The organism is Halomonas fontilapidosi, assembly GCF_014192285.1.
Classification (GTDB): Bacteria; Pseudomonadota; Gammaproteobacteria; order Pseudomonadales; family Halomonadaceae; genus Halomonas; species Halomonas fontilapidosi.
Genome location: NZ_JACHXQ010000002.1, coordinates 158,815 through 174,045, shown reverse-complemented (window position 1 = coordinate 174,045; position 15,231 = coordinate 158,815). Strand labels below are relative to the sequence as shown.

Here is a 15,231-nt window from a genome sequence, read left to right as displayed (position 1 = left end):
TGACAGGACGTTTTCGACAACTCGGGAAGGACGCGTATGAAGACTCCGCATGCACGGATTCTGCCGGTATGGCTGCTGCTGATCGTCTCCTGCCTCGCCGTGGCCCAGAACGAGGGAGAGGAGACGCGCTGGTTCAGCGTCGATTCGGTGAATGCCGGCCTCGGTCCGCCTCCCGAGGAGGTCGATCGCAAGACGCCTCGTGATGCGGTACGCAGCTTCCTGGCGCTGTCTGCGGAGGAGAACTATTCAGCCGCGGCCCATCACCTCGATCTTCGCGACCTGAGTCCCGAACAGCAGGCCGAGCGCGGGGCGGTGATTGCCAGGCAACTTGCCGCCGTCCTTCAGCGGGGCGAGTGGATCAACCTTTCGACGCTTTCCTCCCGTCGGGATGCCATGGTCGAGGCGACCTCGGGCCAGAGCCCCCGTGCCGGCCAGTCACGACGCAACCTCAGGCTCGCCACTCTCAAAATCGACGGTCAGAGCTATGAGGTGCGGGCCGCCCGATTCCGGGCGGGAGAGCAGGACCCTGTCTGGCTGATCGTGCCGGAGACGATCGCTGCGATTCCCGCCCTCTACAAGAAATATGGCCCCTCCTGGCTGGAGGACCACATTCCGGAGCGTTTCCAGGGCGCCGCCGGCATACTGAAGCTCTGGGAGTGGTTCGCCATCCCGGTTTTCCTGCTTATCACCGGTTCGGTCGGGTGGTTGATCCATGCGCTGATGGGCCTGCTGGCCAGTCGCCTTCCGGCGGGACTGACCAGCGTCTTTGCGCAGATGATCCGGCTGCCCATGGCCTTCATCGCCATGGCATTGTTGGCGCAGTGGCTGCTCGACTATGTGGTCTCCTTCTCTGGCATGGTCACTGCCATCTTTCGCGGCCTGCTGGTCGTCATCATGGCCTGGGGCGTGGGCCTTGTCGCGGTTCGCCTCGTCGATACCCTGCTGATCAGGATCACGCGGCGCCTGGTGGGCGAAATCGACGACTCCCGGAGTCGCGACGAGCGCAAACTGCTGACCACCCTCTTTGCCCTGCGTCGCGCCGTGATCCTGATGACCGTGATGGTCGTGGCGATCTACGTCATCGCCCAGGTCAGCCTGTTCGAGACCCTCGGCGTGACCCTGCTGGCCTCGGCCAGTGTGGTGACGGTGCTGGTGGGGGTCGCCGGCCAGGCAGTACTCGGCAACATTCTCGCCTCCTTCCAGATCTCGCTGACCAAGGCGATCCGCATCGGTGACCTGGTGGTCTTCGAGGGGCAATGGAGTTACGTGGAGGCCATCTTCTATACCTTCATTCGCCTGCGGACCTGGGATGAGCGGCGCCTGGTCGTGCCGGTGAAGTACTTCGTCTCGAAGCCTTACGAGAACCTCTCCTCGAAGCATGCCAAGCTTTATCGGACCATTGAGCTGACCCTTCACCTCAGCGCCGACGTGGCAACCCTCAGGGAGAAGTTCAAGGAGTTCGCGATGGCCGAGGAAGGGGTCATCGACCACCACAAGCTGGCGTGTTTCGTCACCGGTCAGCATCAGGCCACCCAGGAGATATCCTTCTATCTAATGGGCCCCGAGGCCATGAGCGCCTGGGAAGCCGAGGCCAAGGTCCGGGAGAAACTGATGGCCTTCATCCGCGACGAGCATCCCGAATGGTGGCCCCGCGACGTGGTGGTGCTCAGCGAGCACGATATCGCGCGCGGCGACATCCCGGCCAAGCGACGGCTCAGACGACCGGCCACGGTGGAGGAGGTCGAGGCTCCGCCGACGCAGGGCGGCGAGACATCATCCGGTTAAGTCGGCAAGCAATGGGCAGACCGGCGAATCGCGCCTGGCCCGATCGGAAAGCGGGGCGGGAGCTGGCGTAAGCCTTCGCCGTGCCCGAGTGAGAGAGGGAGGTCGCGATGACGATGCTGTGGGGCGCCGTGGGAGTGCTAGGTGTCGCCCTACTGGGGTTGGGGGTTCTCGCACTGTGCGACCGCCGCGCCCGGCGACACGAATGGGCACGACTGGCCGCCCACCAGCCAGCCGAGCCGGCGCGCTTCTCAAAGGCTATGCTGCACGGGCTGCCCGAGCCGGCCCAGCGCTATTTTCGTTTCGTCATCCGGCCCGGCACACCGCTTTGGCCGGTAGTCGAGTTGGCCATGCGTGGTCAGTTCGGTCTCGGTACCCGCGCCACGCCGCGCTACCAGGCCATGCAGGCGCGCCAGATCCTGGCCGCGCCCCACGGCTTCGTCTGGGCGATGCGCACCCGCAGCGGCCTGCCGCTTTCCGGTTCGGACTCGGGCCGCTGGACGCGCTTTCGGCTTTTCGGACTGCTGCCCGTGGCGCGCCTGGGAGGCAATGCCGACCATGCGCTTTCGGCCTACGGCCGCCAGGCGGCCGAGGCGGTGTTCTGGTCGCCTGCCGCCGTGCTGCCGGGGCCGGGCGTTGCCTGGGAGGACGTGGACGCGAACACGGCGCGGGTCACGCTGACCCGGGGCACGCTCTCCCAGGCCGTGGACGTCAGTGTCGATGCCGAGGGATGTCCGGTCCGGGTGAGCTTCCAGCGCTGGAGTGATGCCAATTCCCAGAGGGTCTATCGCCGCCAGCCCTTCGGGGGATGTCTGTCCGACTTCCGCGAGGTCGACGGCTATCGCCTGCCGTTCCGAGTGGAGGCCGGAAACGGTTTCGGCACGCACGACTACTTCCCGTTCTTCATCGCCGAGATCACCGAGGTCCGCTTCCCGGGCGCGCGGGAGCAAGTCTGGCGCGACGGATAAGGGCATGGCGCTGGCCGCCGTCAGTCGCTCTCCTTCTCTGCCTCCGAGTCGGACGCCTCGCGCTCGGCGGGGCGACGTGCCATCACGGTAATCTCGACATGGCCCCCGCCATAGAGGCGTGGTGTCTGGGTGCAGGTGCGCGCCGGATAGCGATGGTCTGCAAAGAACTCGGCGTAGGTAGCGTCCATGTCGCGGGTCAGGTCGAGGTCGGTGATATAGACGTCGCTGCGCACCACATCGGCCATGTCGCAGCCGGCGGAGCGCAGCATGCGCTGAAGGCTGCGCATCACCAGGCGGGTCTCTTCGACGATGTCGCCGATCACCGTCTCGCCGCCCTGGATATCCGCGGCGGTCAGTCCCGACAGGAAGACATAGTCGTCGTCGATTACCATGTGGCTGCCGGGAAAGAGCGGCAGGGGCAGGGTGGAATCGTTGTGGTAGTCAGGCATGAAAACCCTCGTTTTGGTTCGCGATACCTGAAGAGTCTAGTCATGTCGTCGTGCTGCCGTCGAAACTTCAGCGTGGCGTTCTGCGCTTATCGGGAGCTGGGCGCCTCGCCATCGGCATGGTATTTCTGGGCTCAGACGTACCCACTGACGAGAGCCCACCAATGAGCTACGCCCCCCCATGTTCCACCTGCGCCGACTGGCACGTCGAGGTGGAGCAGGCCATGATCGAGATTCGTCCCGCCGCAACCCTGGCCCTGGTGCGCGACAGCGACCGCGGCCTGGAGGTCCTGCTGCTGCAGCGCACCTGGCAGGCAGCCTTCCTGCCCGGCTATTTCGTCTTTCCCGGCGGCGCCGTGGACCCCCAGGACCCAGAGGTTCGTGCCTTTGCCTCGGGCCGCGACGACGCCACCATCAGCCAGACCCTTAGCCTCGACGAGGGCGGGGCCGATTACATGATCGCGGCCCTGCGGGAGTGTTTCGAGGAAGCCGGCCTGCTGCTGGCCGTGGACGCCCACGGACACCTGCCCGCGGCGAATCATCCGGTGCTGACCGAAGGGCGCGAGGCGCTGCGGCGCGGGGAAATCAGCTTTCGCGCACTGTGTGAACGTCATGGCCTCGGCCTGCCGCTGGACCGGCTGGCCTATCTGGGCCACTGGATGACGCCCCCGGGCGCGCCGCGTCGCTTCGACACGCGCTTCTTCGTGGCCCTGGCGCCGCCGGGCCAGCAGGCGGGGCATGACGGCAGCGAGACCATCGCCCACGCCTGGCGCACACCTGCCGCGACCCTGGCGGATCATCGCGACGGCCGGCTGTCGCTGGGCTATCCCACCCTGCGCACCCTGCGCCTGCTGGGCGACTTTTCCACCAGCGAGGCGCTGCTGCGCTATGCCCATGCCAATCCGCCGACGCCGCGCCCCAGCCGGCCCTGGCCGGCCCGCAAGGGTGGTGAGGCCTGGCAGGTAGAGCCCGATGCCCCGGCCTATGCCGAGGTGCGTCGTCTGGACCCTCACCGAGAGGGGACGGCCAGCGCCGAGATCGTGCCCGGCCGGGCGGTCCAACTGGCCCCGGGCGTCACCCGGGTCACCGCCCCCAATCCCGGGGCAATGACGGGCTCCGGTACCAACAGCTACCTGCTCGGCGATGGCGATGACGTCCTGGTGATCGATCCCGGCCCCGCCAATCCAGTCCACCTGGACCGGCTGCTGGCACTGACCGCGGGCAAGATCTCACGGGTACTGGTGACCCATACCCATATCGACCATTCGCCGGGGGCGACCTGGCTCAAGGCGCGCACCGGCGCCGAACTGGTGGGCCTTCCGCCACCGGCAGGAGAGAGCCAGGACGCCGACTTCGCGCCTGATTATTGCCCCCGCCACGGCGAGCGCCTCGAAACGCCCGCGGGCGCGCTCAAGGTGCTGCATACCCCGGGGCACGCCTCTAATCATCTCTGCTACCTGCTGGAGTCTGCGCGGCTGCTGTTCGCCGGCGACCAGGTGATGCAGGGCTCCACGGTGGTGATCAATCCGCCAGACGGCGACATGGCCGACTATCTGGCTGCCCTGCAGGCCCTGGGCGAGCAGCCCTTCGATACCATTGCCCCGGGGCACGGCTTCCTGATCGGCGAGGCCCATGCCGCCATCGACTTTCTGGTCACCCATCGCCTGGCCCGGGAGCACAAGGTTCGCCGGGCCTTGGCACGTTACGCCCCGGCGAGCCTGGAGGCACTGACGCGCCACGCCTATGATGACGTGCCGGCGGAGAAGCTGGGGGTGGCGGCGCGCTCGGCGCTGGCCCACCTGCTCAAGCTCGAGGCCGAGGGACGCGCCGTGCAGCAGGCGGGGCAGTGGGTCCCGAGGGAGAGCTAAGGGGTGGCTTTAGCGTCACGCCCAGCGCTCGTCGGCGGTGAAGGCCACGGTGAACCAGCGCCGCTCCGGCGGCGGGCTCAGCCCGGCGCTGATCTGCTCGCGGATCTCGTCGAGTACCGCGATGCCCTGGCCCTGTCCGTACTCGGGCGTGGTGACGATATGGATCTCGATGTAGTGGCCGCGGCCGGCCTTGGCCACGTGGCTGTAATAGCGCAGCAGCCCATCGCGCGCCATCACCGGGGCCATGGCCGCATGCACCTCGCGGTCGATCTCGCTGGGCGCGATCAGCAGCACCTCCTTCATGGCGCGACGCACGATGCCGATGGGCACCGGCATGAAGCTGGCCGTCAGCACCATCAGCAGCACTGAGTCCACGTAGGGGGTAAAATGCGCCCAGGCAGTGCCCTGCAGGACGCGGGCGATGATGAAGGCCACCAGCAGCGAGGTGGTGATCAGCGCCGCCATCAGCCAGCCCTGCATGTCGATGTGCACGAACTCCGAGTCGGCCGTGCGATTGATGCGCCGCTGGTAGGCGGTCATGGCGAAGCAGACGATGGCCACCACCACCGCATAGCCGATCGCCAGGTCGAAGGCGAGCTCACGGCCCCCCTCGCGCAGGTCGAGCAGGGCGGTGAGGAAGGCATAGAAGCACAGCAGCATCAGGATGCTGCCATTGAGCGCGGCGACCAGCGGCTCCAGGTGCCAGTAGCCGTGCTGGAAGCGCTCGCTTGCCTCGCGCACGGCAAGCCGCGCCACTAGCAGCGCCAGCCCCGACATGGCGGCATCGATGGTGGAGAAGACGCCATCGAAGAGGATCGACTGCGAGCCGGCCAGCAGGCCGAAGGTGACCCCGAGGCTGGAGACCCCCAGGGTCACGAGGATGGAGAGCTTGAGGGCGCGCTGCTCGAGGGTGGCTTGCATGGACGGGGCTCGGTGTATCAGGGATTCCCCATACTAGCCGAGCCCTCCTTGCGGAAGAAACGCCAGGCGCTCAACGCCTGCCGTCGCTTGCGGCGGGTTAACGCGTCGCTGTGCTGGCCGCCGAATGGGGCGCGATGATGCCCTGTTCCCGGGCCAGGGCGTAGGCGGCTCGTGGGCCGGTCCACAGCGACGGCAGCAGGATCAGGGAGACGGGGATGGCGGTGATCACGATGAACTGCTGCAGCGCGCCGATCTGTCCCGCGCCCATGTAGAGCAGAATGCCCGCCATCAGGGCCATGGTGATCCCCCAGAAAGCGCGCACCATCCGGTTCGGTGCGTCGTGACCGGTGCATACCACGGCGATGGCGTAGCTCATCGAATCACCGGTCGTGGCCACGAAGATGCTGGTCAGCAGCAGGATGGCCAGCGCCATCAGGCCACCGCCCGGCAGCGCCTGGGCCACGGTAAGGGTCGCCACGTCGAACTGGAAGTTGTTGAGCGCCTCGGTGAGGTCAATCACACCGGTCAGCTGGTAGTGGATGCCGGAGCCGCCCAGCAGGGTGAACCAGATCGCGGTGGCCACCGGGGCCATCACCGCCACGGCCAGGATCATCTCGCGGATGGTGCGCCCGCGAGAGATGCGCGCCACGAAGATCGCCATCAACGGCGCGTAGCCGATGAACCAGGCGAAGAAGAACACCGTCCACCACTGCATCCACCAGGCCGGGGCGGTTTCGGCGGTCATGGTGGCCATGGCGAAGAACGACGACAGGTACTCGCCGAAGCCCTGTCCGAAGGCGTTGACCAGGAACAGGGTGGGGCCAGCCAGCAGGATCACCGCGGCGATGGCGAGTGCCAGGAAGACGTTGAAGCGCGACAGGATCTGGATGCCCTTGTGGATGCCGGTCATCGCCGAGGTGACATAGACCCCCGCCAGCAGCACCAGGATGCCGAGCTGGGTGGCGTAGCCCTCGCTGACGCCGAACAGCTCGTGCAGGCCAAAGCTCACCTGGGTGGCGAGAAAGCCGATGGGGCCGACGGTTCCAGCCACGACCGCGATCACGCAGCAGGCATCGACCAGGCTGCCGAGCGCCCCCCTCATGATGCGCTCGCCGAACACCGGGTAGAGCAGGGTGCGCGGTTGCAGCGGCTGGCCCTTAACGTAGTGAGCGTGGGCCAGCACGATGGCGGAGAGCGAGCCCAGCACCGCCCAGGCGAGAAAGCCCCAGTGCATGAATGACTGGGCCAGCGCACCGGCCACGGCCTCGGCGCTGCCCGCCTGGGTGTCGAAGGCTGGCGGCGTCACCACGAAGTGGTAGATCGGCTCGCCTGCGGCGAAGAACACGCCGCCCCCGGCCAGCAGGGTGCACATGATCATCGACAGCCACTTGAAAGTGCTGATCTGTGGAGTGTCCAGGTTACCGACCCGCGCCCCGGCCGCCGGGGAGATGGCCACGCCGATGGCGATCAGGAAGGTCAGCAGCAGCAGGAGCTGGAAGTAGGTGCCCAGTGTCGCGGCCGTCCAGGCGAAACCGGCGCTGATGCTGTCGGCCACCAGGTCGATGTCGTAAAGCGACAGGCCGACGAAGGCAACGATGAAGCCGACCGTGAGCAGCAGCACGATGGGGTCGCCCAGGCGCGATAGCGCCGAGGTTCCGGATGGGGAGGGAGGCTGGTTCGAAGGCATGAATACGCTCTAGTTGCTGAGGATGTGTGCGTCGATGGAACACGACGCCGACTAGAGCGATGGCATTGTAACGACCTTCGACCTAAGGCTAAACCTCTGGCGGGGCGATTGAGGAAGCAGGGGAGCCTGTCAGTGGGGGAGCACCAGCATCTGGAAGGCCATCATGGCGGCAAACGCCAGCGTGACGACCGTGGCAGCCGAGCCGCTGCTTACCCGCTCCAACGCCTCAGGAAACAGCTCCGAGAAGACCATCCAGATCATGGCGCCGGCGGCCAGGCCGAGTCCTACCGGCAGTAGCGGCCGGAAGGTTTCCACGAAGAGATAGGCGGGAGCCGCCATCAGGGGCTGCGGCAGGCTGGTGAAGATGGCCCACAGGCCGGCCTTCCAGACCGGCGTGCCGCGCGGGACCAGGATCAGCGCAATGGCCAGGCCTTCCGGCACGTTGTGAAAGGCAATGGCAGTGGTGATGAAAGTGCCAAGCCCTTCGCTGCCGGCAAAGGAGACCCCCACGCCGATGCCCTCTGCGAAGGAGTGGGCGGTCATGATACCGAGAATCATCAGGGCCTTGGTCGCGTTAGCCCCCCTCAGCTCCGCCACCTCGACCTCGCCCTTGTTGGACAGCAGCTTATCCGACACCACGATGGCACCCAGCCCGAGCAGCACGCCGATAAAGGTCAAGCTGATATCCAGCGTGACCCCTTCAGCGATCAGACTGTGGCTGGCGGCCAGCATCAAGCCTGCCGCTGCGGCGTTCGACCAGCCCATGGTGCGCTGTCCCAGGCGCTTCACGAACAGGAAGGGCAGTGCGCCGACCCCGGTCATGATGGCAGTCAGCATGGCGGCGGCGATGACAAACCAGAGGGAAGTGTCCATGGGGACCTCGTTCACGGGTTCCGGGAGTGCGCGGTGAGGGGGTTGCCACAGGGTAGGTGTCCTGGGCGCGTGCGAAAATACCTGGCGCCAACCTGAAATATAAGGTTATAACCTTTTCAGGTGTACCAGTAGACCCAGCGCGACGTCATGGCACACCCGCTCCGGCATCCTGTACCGATGCCATTGCCGCGTACTGGGCGCCGTGACCCCGTGCATGTGGCATGGCACCATGGCAGCTGGTTGATGACCGAGAGCCCTTGATGCCCAACGACAGTTCGCTAAGCCGTCTCTGGCGCTGGGTGGCGATCGGCGCTGCACTGCTGACAGCGGCCTATCTGTGGATCTGGTACTCGCCCGAACTGGCCGACCTGCAGCGCTGGGCTGACGAGGCCTCCCACCATCCCGCGGTGATCATCTCGGTGATTCTGGTCATGGCAGTGACGCTGACGTTCGGCCTTCCTGGCAGCATCGGGCTGTGGTTGATCGCCCCCTTCTATACCCCGTTGGCGGCTACCCCGATGTTGACTGCCGGCAGCGTGGCGGGTGCTCTGGGGGCCTACTACCTCGCGTCACGCTTCAGCGACCGCTGGAGCCCCAAGGGGCTCACGCGCAAGATCACCAACAAGCTTGAGCAGCGCAGCGATTTCCTGACGCAGTGTGCGCTGCGCGTGCTGCCGGGTTTCCCTCACTATGTGGTCAACTTCTCTGCCGGCCTGCTGCGCCTGCCGTTGGCGACCTTCGTGATGGCCGCCATCCTCGGTCTGGGTATCAAGTGGGCGGTCTACGCCAGCGCCATTCATGGCGCCCTGGAAGCGGTGGAAAAGCAAGAGGCCGTTCGCCTCGACGTTATCCTGCCACTGGTTGCGCTGACCCTGTTGCTGTTGACCGGCGCCTGGCTCAGACGCCGGGTCGAGGCTCATGGCCACCCGTTGGGGTAGAAGGGATAGTGCCTTGCGTTGAGCGGGGGTAGGCAGGAATCGCGGTCGTGAAAGAGCGCTGCCGTGACCTGGGGCGCGTTCCCACTGTCCTCTGAAGGAAATCGCCCATGGGGTGCTCAGTCAATGCTGCCTGGTATCCGGTGATCGTCGCCGCCGTCCTTTCATCGGGTTGTTCTTCATACGGCGCCTATCCCGTCGAATGGGGCGGCCTCTCGGCATCCCCAGGCAATAGCTGCCCCTCGCTTGCGGGGGAGTTTCAGAACGCGGGTGAGCGAGCCGTACCGGAGGGTGGCTCTCCGCAGTATTCCCCGCCTTATCTCTCCAGCTATTTCCTTGCGGATATCGCTGCAGCGGCGCAGGCGACGCGCGTTCGGATCACGGGCGATGCGAACGCGGAGCTCATGGTCGAAGCGCTCGGCGAGGGCGCTTCCCTCGAGCCACGCATCCTGCAGCGGCAGGAGGATTATCGCTGCGAGGACGGGTGGCTGTTGCTGGAGTCGTCTCGCTGGGTGGCGGAACAAGTGAGTGGCTTCGAGTCCATGACCTATCGCTTTCGCAGGGCGAACGATGGCGCCTTGGTAGTACAGGTGAGTGCTTCCGCGCTCGGCGTGATCCTTGTGGTGCCCATTGTCGGTAGCTCGACCGAGTGGCACCGATTCCCGCCGGTGGAATCGGGCAGTGTTCGGTCTGTTCGCCAGTGAGCGGATGAGGTGACACCGCCTGGAGCGGGTCGGCACAGACGCCTATTCCTCCAGCCTGATCCGGCGCAGGGTGTAGTCGCCTTGCCGGTTGGCCATCACCACACCCTGGAAGGGATCGCGCAGGCCGTTGTCCTGCACGCGCAGCAGACGCTGGTCATCCACGCGTACCTGCATCCGGCCGTTCTCGTCGCGGGTCCATACAATGCGGTGGAATTGGCCATCCTCGAGGTCGAGCTGGCCTTCGTGGCGGGCCACCACTTCCATGTTGCCGGAAATCAGCCTGATCAGGCTGAGCCCCGGGCGGGCGCCGGCCGTATAGACCAGCCGATAGCCGGTGCCATTGGGCCGGTTACCCTGGAAGAGCCCCAGTTGCAGGCTGCCAGGCCGCTGCCGGGAGGCCAGTTCGAGCTCCATTCGGAAGGCGTTATCGACGGGCGCATTGACGAAGATCTGCGCCGGATTGCTCGGCGGAGGGCCCTCGCCCTGTCGGTTATTGCTGGTCTGCTCGAGAATCAGCTCGAGTACGGCCAGGCCCAGCTCCTCCGGGCGGTCGGTGCTGAGGTCGCGAGTGTCGCGGTCGCTTCTCCGACCGGCTGCCACGATGCTGCGCAGTCCGTTTTCATCGACCTCGAAGTCGCCGCTCAATACCGTCCAGGCGGGGTTGCGACGGTAATCGCCGTCGCTGAAGTCGTCCTGCAAGGCGACGCGAGACGAGGCCATGGTGGGTGGCTCCGAGACCTCGGCCACTTGCTCCTGCTCCGTCTGGCGCAGGCGCTTCAGCAGGTCAGCCGATGCGCGGCCGTTGCGAGCGATGTCCATGTCGGCCTGATAGGCGCGTATCGCGCTTCGGGTTCGGCTGCCCATGACGCCATCCACCGGGCCGGCATCATAGCCGAGCCGATTGAGCTCGCGCTGTATCTCGGCAATGCCTTGCCGATCCGACAGGCTCTCGATATCGGGTCGCGAGGTCGCCGTTTGCTGTTGAGAGGAGGCCGTTTGTTCCTGCCGTTCCGGCGGCGCTTGCGGTTGCCAGCCCCGTGTCGCCTGTTGCGCCTCGGCCACCTGGCCGGCCGTCATGCGTTCGGCCAGCGAATCCCGAGCGTCGGCGGCATGGCGGTGTCCACGGGCTGCCGCGAGGTTGTACCACTTGTGCGCCTCGACGAAATCCTGGGCGGTCCCGTTGCCGGCCTCATGCAAGCGGCCCAGCATGTACTGGGCATCGGCGTCGCCGCGTCTGGCCGCGTCGCCGAACTCCTGCAGTGCCTCACGGTACGCCTGCTGCTCGTAATGGCGCATGCCCTCGGCGTAGTCGGCGCTGGCCAGGCCAACGGAGCCGATGAGGGCGAGACTGAGTGCGATTCCCTTGATGATCACGTGCCTGCCTCCTGTGGACGCGTTAGTGATAGGTGACTGCCGAGACAGCAAGGCCATTGCCTGATCGGCGATATCAGGCAGGCGATCGGCCTCCCGCTCTTCGCCCCCTGGCCTCAGCATAGGCAATATGCGTGATAACGCAGGTGGGGACGGGGGCCTCGCTGAGGCGGACGACAAAACAGCGCAGGTCATGCTTTCCTTCGTGGCGTCTCGTCGCGTTCCATCGCATCGAGCCAGTCCACCTCCAGCCGAAAGGGCCCTGCGGTGCGGTCGGCGATCAGCAGGCCCACCTGCTGGATCGCCCCGGGGTCGAACGGCGGCGCATCCTCCAGCCGTCGGCCGCGAAAGACGGCCTCGAATTCGTGCCAGGGCAGGGCAAACTGCTGCCACTCGCCGGCAGCCGGCTGGAACAGGGCGCGGTAGGCCCCCCCATCGAAGAGCCGGTCGGTGCGCAGGCGCAGCTGGTAGCGGCGGCCGTCGCCGCGGACTCTGAGCAGCAGGCCTGCGGTCTTGCTCAGATCGAACGCCTCGGGTTCGCGACGCACCGAGGCGAAGCCGCCGTTGTTCTCAAGCGACGTCTCGCCGCTGAACACCCCGATGCCGTCTTCCATGTGCAGGTGGCCGCGCGAGACACCGCCCATCACGTCATCGTTGATGGCGCGCCAGCGCGTCGCCTCGTCCGCATGTTGAAAGTCGATCAGGCGTGTCATGGGGCTTCCTCTCACCGTCTGTTTACCCTGGACTCAGCTTGCCTGCCATGTCGCGTGCTGTCTTGTCGGGGGTCACTACCGCGAAAGAATTGCGACATACTCTGAAGGGGATTGGCCGGCCATCGCGAGGGCATCATGAACTACGACGAGGCAGTGAAGCACACCTGGAACCTAGAAGAAGGGCATCCGCGGGACAAAGCCGAGCGAATGCGCTTGCTCATCCGCTACGCCACCCTGGCCCCCTCTGGCCACAATACCCAGTGCTGGCAGATCCGGGTGGAGGAAGACGCCATTACCCTTCTGCCGGACCTGGCCAGGCGCACGCCAGTGGTCGACCCGGACGACCATCATCTCTATGTGTCACTGGGCTGTGCCACGGAGAACCTGTGCCTGGCCGCCCAAGCGATGGGGCTTTCTGCCCAGGCCGAGTTCCGGCCGCAAGGCGACGGCGCGATCCGCGTGAGCCTCACGCCCGGCGAGGCCGAGGTGTCGCCGCTATTCGAGGCCATCGCCCACCGGCAGTGCACGCGCAGCGATTACGACGGCACGACGCTTTCCGCCGAGGAGCTGGCGCTGCTGGAGGCGGCAGGCAGCGGGGACGGCGTCTCGGTGGTGCTGCTCACCGAACAGGACGCCATCGAGCGGGCGCTGGAATACATCCAGCGCGCCAACACCCGACAGTTGGAGAATCCCGCCTTTCGGCGTGAGCTCGAGGCCTGGATTCGCTTCAATGACGCTGAGGCGGTGAAGAAGGGCGATGGCCTGAGTGGCCGGGCGACCGGTAACCCCCAGGCGCCACGCTGGCTGGGCAAGTTCCTGATGCGCGCCATGCTGAAGCCGAAATCGGAAAACGCCAAGTTGGCCCGCCAGGTGCGCAGTTCCTCGGGGCTGGCGGTGTTCGTCTCGGCGGCGGACGACCGGGCGCACTGGGTGCAAGCCGGCCGCTGCTACCAGCGCTTCGCCCTGCAGGCCACGGCGCTGGGCATTCGCAACGCCTTCGTCAACCAGCCGGTAGAGGAGGCAAGCCTGCGCCCCGAGTTCGCCAAAGCACTGGGGCGCGCCGGCGGACGCCCCGACCTGGTGGTACGCTTCGGCCGTGGCCCGGCCATGCCGCGCTCGCTGCGACGTCCGGTGGAGAGCGTGATAACGTCGACGACGTCAGCGCCGTGATGGACGAACTCGGCATCAAGCGGGCGTGTATGCCGGCTCTCGTGCGCTCCAGACGACGTTCTGCGCCACGGGCTAGCGGATAGTGTCAGGTATCGACAAGGCGTAGGTTGGGAAGCAAGCATAATCAGCATGTCGTCTTATCAACTGCGAGGGTGGTCAAGTTGCTCGAGAGCGTGTTTGCCCAGATAGGCATGATCCTCGGCCTCGCCGTGCTGGGGGGCGTATTGGCGCAGCAACTGCGCCAGCCTTTGATCGTCGCCTTCATCGGCGTGGGCATCCTGTTGGGACCGTCGGGCTTCAGCCTGGTCGAGCAACGCACCGAGATCGAGCTTTTCGCCCGGCTTGGCATTGCCCTGCTGTTGTTCGTGGTGGGACTGAAACTCGACCTGCATATCATTCGGTCAGTGGGGCCGGTGGCGCTTGCCTCCGGCCTGGGGCAGGTGCTGTTCACCTCGGCATTGGGTTACGTCATTGCGTTAGGGCTCGGCATGTCGTCGGTCACCGCCCTCTATGTGGCCGTGGCCCTGACCTTTTCCAGCACCATCATTATCGTCAAGCTGCTGTCCGACAAGCGTGAGGTGGATTCCCTGCATGGGCGGATCGCGGTCGGTTTTCTGATCGTGCAGGACATCGTGGTGGTGCTGGTCATGATCGGCCTGACCGCTTACGGCCAAGCCGACGGCGACGTCAACATGGGCTGGGAGGCCCTCAAGGTCCTGCTGACAGGCGCCGCCATGCTCTCGGGAGTGGCCCTGTTGATGCGCTATGTCCTGCCGGGGCTGCTACATCGGCTGGCCCACTCGTCGGAACTCTTGATGCTCTTCGCCATTGCCTGGGCGGTGGTTGGCGCCATGGTCGGGGACGCCCTCGGCTTCAGCAAGGAAGTTGGCGCCTTTCTTGCCGGCGTATCCATTGCCTCGACACCCTACCGGGAACAGGTAGCCTCTCGGCTGGTGAGCCTCCGCGATTTCCTGCTTCTGTTCTTCTTCATCGAACTCGGGGCGACCCTGAACCTTGGCACCCTGGGGGCGCAGCTCGGAGCTTCGGCGCTTCTTTCCCTGTTCGTGTTGATCGGCAATCCCCTGATCGTCATGGCGATCATGGGCTACATGGGCTATCGCAAGCGTACCGGGTTCCTCGCCGGGCTCACGGTTGCCCAGATCAGCGAGTTCTCCCTGATCCTGGCGGCGATGGGGCTGGCCCTGGGACACCTGCAGCAGGAGACGGTGGGGCTGATCACCCTGGTGGGCCTGATCACAATCAGCGTGTCTACCTACATGATCCTCTACTCGCATGCCATCTATGAGCGCCTCGCGCCCTGGTTATCGATCTTCGAGCGCCAGGTGCCGCACCGGGAGCTCGGCAACCAGGCGGATGCCAACAAGACGGTGGATGTGCTGCTGATCGGGCTGGGTCGCTACGGTGCGGCTCTCGCGTCAGACCTCAGGCAGCGTGGCTGTCGTCTGCTGGCGGTGGATTTCGATCCCACCACGGTCGAGCAACATGCACGAAGTCATTACCAGGTCTGCTACGGGGACGCAGAAGATCCTGAATTTGTGGCAACCTTGCCATTGCAACAGGCGAGCTGGGTGGTCAGCACTATCCGCGACCCCATGGTCAATCGCATGCTACTGCATGGCCTTCGCCAGCAAGGCTTCGCGGGGAAAGTCGCGATCGCCGTTTCCCACCATCGAGACGCCCGACGCTTTGAGAAGGAGGGGGTGGACCTGGTGCTGGTGCCTTACGCAGACGCTGCAAGAGAAGCGGCCATTCGGGTCATGGCCCCCTGATCG

General features: G+C 65.8%; 13 protein-coding genes. 7 read left to right on the top strand and 6 right to left on the bottom strand.

The annotated features are described in order from the left end of the window. Positions 1 to 36 precede the first annotated feature (36 nt). Positions 37 to 1,785: a mechanosensitive ion channel family protein gene (locus tag FHR95_RS04405; protein WP_183313514.1), complete on the top strand. Its 1,749-nt coding sequence runs from the start codon at positions 37 to 39 to the stop codon at positions 1,783 to 1,785. Positions 1,786 to 1,892: 107 nt separating this feature from the next. Beyond that, positions 1,893 to 2,750: a DUF6544 family protein gene (locus FHR95_RS04400; RefSeq protein ID WP_183313513.1), complete on the top strand. Its 858-nt coding sequence runs from the start codon at positions 1,893 to 1,895 to the stop codon at positions 2,748 to 2,750. A 20-nt stretch (positions 2,751 to 2,770) separates the two neighbouring features. Here the strand turns inward: FHR95_RS04400 and FHR95_RS04395 are convergent, their stop codons facing one another. Continuing rightward, positions 2,771 to 3,199, bottom strand: a complete 429-nt coding sequence (locus FHR95_RS04395; protein ID WP_040187319.1) for a RidA family protein — start codon at positions 3,197 to 3,199, stop codon at positions 2,771 to 2,773. A gap of 161 nt (positions 3,200 to 3,360) precedes the next feature. Here FHR95_RS04395 and FHR95_RS04390 point away from each other — a divergent pair, with 161 nt between their 5' ends. Next, the gene (locus FHR95_RS04390) at positions 3,361 to 5,064 is read left to right on the top strand and encodes an MBL fold metallo-hydrolase (protein ID WP_221199210.1); all 1,704 of its coding nucleotides are present in this window, start codon (positions 3,361 to 3,363) and stop codon (positions 5,062 to 5,064) included. Between the two features lie 15 nt (positions 5,065 to 5,079). Here the strand turns inward: FHR95_RS04390 and FHR95_RS04385 are convergent, their stop codons facing one another. The 3 genes from FHR95_RS04385 to FHR95_RS04375 all read right to left on the bottom strand — a co-directional run bounded on the left by FHR95_RS04385 (position 5,080) and on the right by FHR95_RS04375 (position 8,545). After that, positions 5,080 to 5,985, bottom strand: coding sequence for a cation diffusion facilitator family transporter (locus tag FHR95_RS04385; protein ID WP_183313512.1), 906 nt, complete (start codon positions 5,983 to 5,985; stop codon positions 5,080 to 5,082). A gap of 97 nt (positions 5,986 to 6,082) precedes the next feature. Beyond that, a complete protein-coding gene (locus FHR95_RS04380) occupies positions 6,083 to 7,672 on the bottom strand; it encodes a BCCT family transporter (protein WP_052448882.1) in 1,590 nt (529 codons plus the stop codon). Positions 7,673 to 7,801: 129 nt separating this feature from the next. Beyond that, positions 7,802 to 8,545, bottom strand: a complete 744-nt coding sequence (locus FHR95_RS04375) for a ZIP family metal transporter (RefSeq protein WP_040187317.1) — start codon at positions 8,543 to 8,545, stop codon at positions 7,802 to 7,804. A 260-nt stretch (positions 8,546 to 8,805) separates the two neighbouring features. Between FHR95_RS04375 and FHR95_RS04370 the strand changes: the two genes are divergently transcribed. Both FHR95_RS04370 and FHR95_RS04365 read left to right on the top strand, forming a co-directional pair. Then, positions 8,806 to 9,483 (top strand): TVP38/TMEM64 family protein, encoded by a 678-nt coding sequence (locus tag FHR95_RS04370; protein WP_183313511.1) that lies wholly within the window; start codon positions 8,806 to 8,808, stop codon positions 9,481 to 9,483. Positions 9,484 to 9,590: 107 nt separating this feature from the next. After that, positions 9,591 to 10,184, top strand: coding sequence for a hypothetical protein (locus FHR95_RS04365; RefSeq protein WP_183313510.1), 594 nt, complete (start codon positions 9,591 to 9,593; stop codon positions 10,182 to 10,184). A 42-nt stretch (positions 10,185 to 10,226) separates the two neighbouring features. Here the strand turns inward: FHR95_RS04365 and FHR95_RS04360 are convergent, their stop codons facing one another. After that, positions 10,227 to 11,558: a peptidoglycan-binding protein gene (locus FHR95_RS04360; protein ID WP_183313509.1), complete on the bottom strand. Its 1,332-nt coding sequence runs from the start codon at positions 11,556 to 11,558 to the stop codon at positions 10,227 to 10,229. A gap of 188 nt (positions 11,559 to 11,746) precedes the next feature. Continuing rightward, positions 11,747 to 12,268: a CIA30 family protein gene (locus FHR95_RS04355; protein WP_183313508.1), complete on the bottom strand. Its 522-nt coding sequence runs from the start codon at positions 12,266 to 12,268 to the stop codon at positions 11,747 to 11,749. A 135-nt stretch (positions 12,269 to 12,403) separates the two neighbouring features. Here FHR95_RS04355 and FHR95_RS04350 point away from each other — a divergent pair, with 135 nt between their 5' ends. Beyond that, positions 12,404 to 13,438: an Acg family FMN-binding oxidoreductase gene (locus FHR95_RS04350; RefSeq protein ID WP_183313507.1), complete on the top strand. Its 1,035-nt coding sequence runs from the start codon at positions 12,404 to 12,406 to the stop codon at positions 13,436 to 13,438. Between the two features lie 173 nt (positions 13,439 to 13,611). Further along, on the top strand, positions 13,612 to 15,228 hold the full coding sequence (locus FHR95_RS04345) for a cation:proton antiporter (RefSeq protein ID WP_343065175.1): 1,617 nt from the start codon (positions 13,612 to 13,614) through the stop codon (positions 15,226 to 15,228). The last annotated feature ends 3 nt before the right edge of the window (positions 15,229 to 15,231 follow it).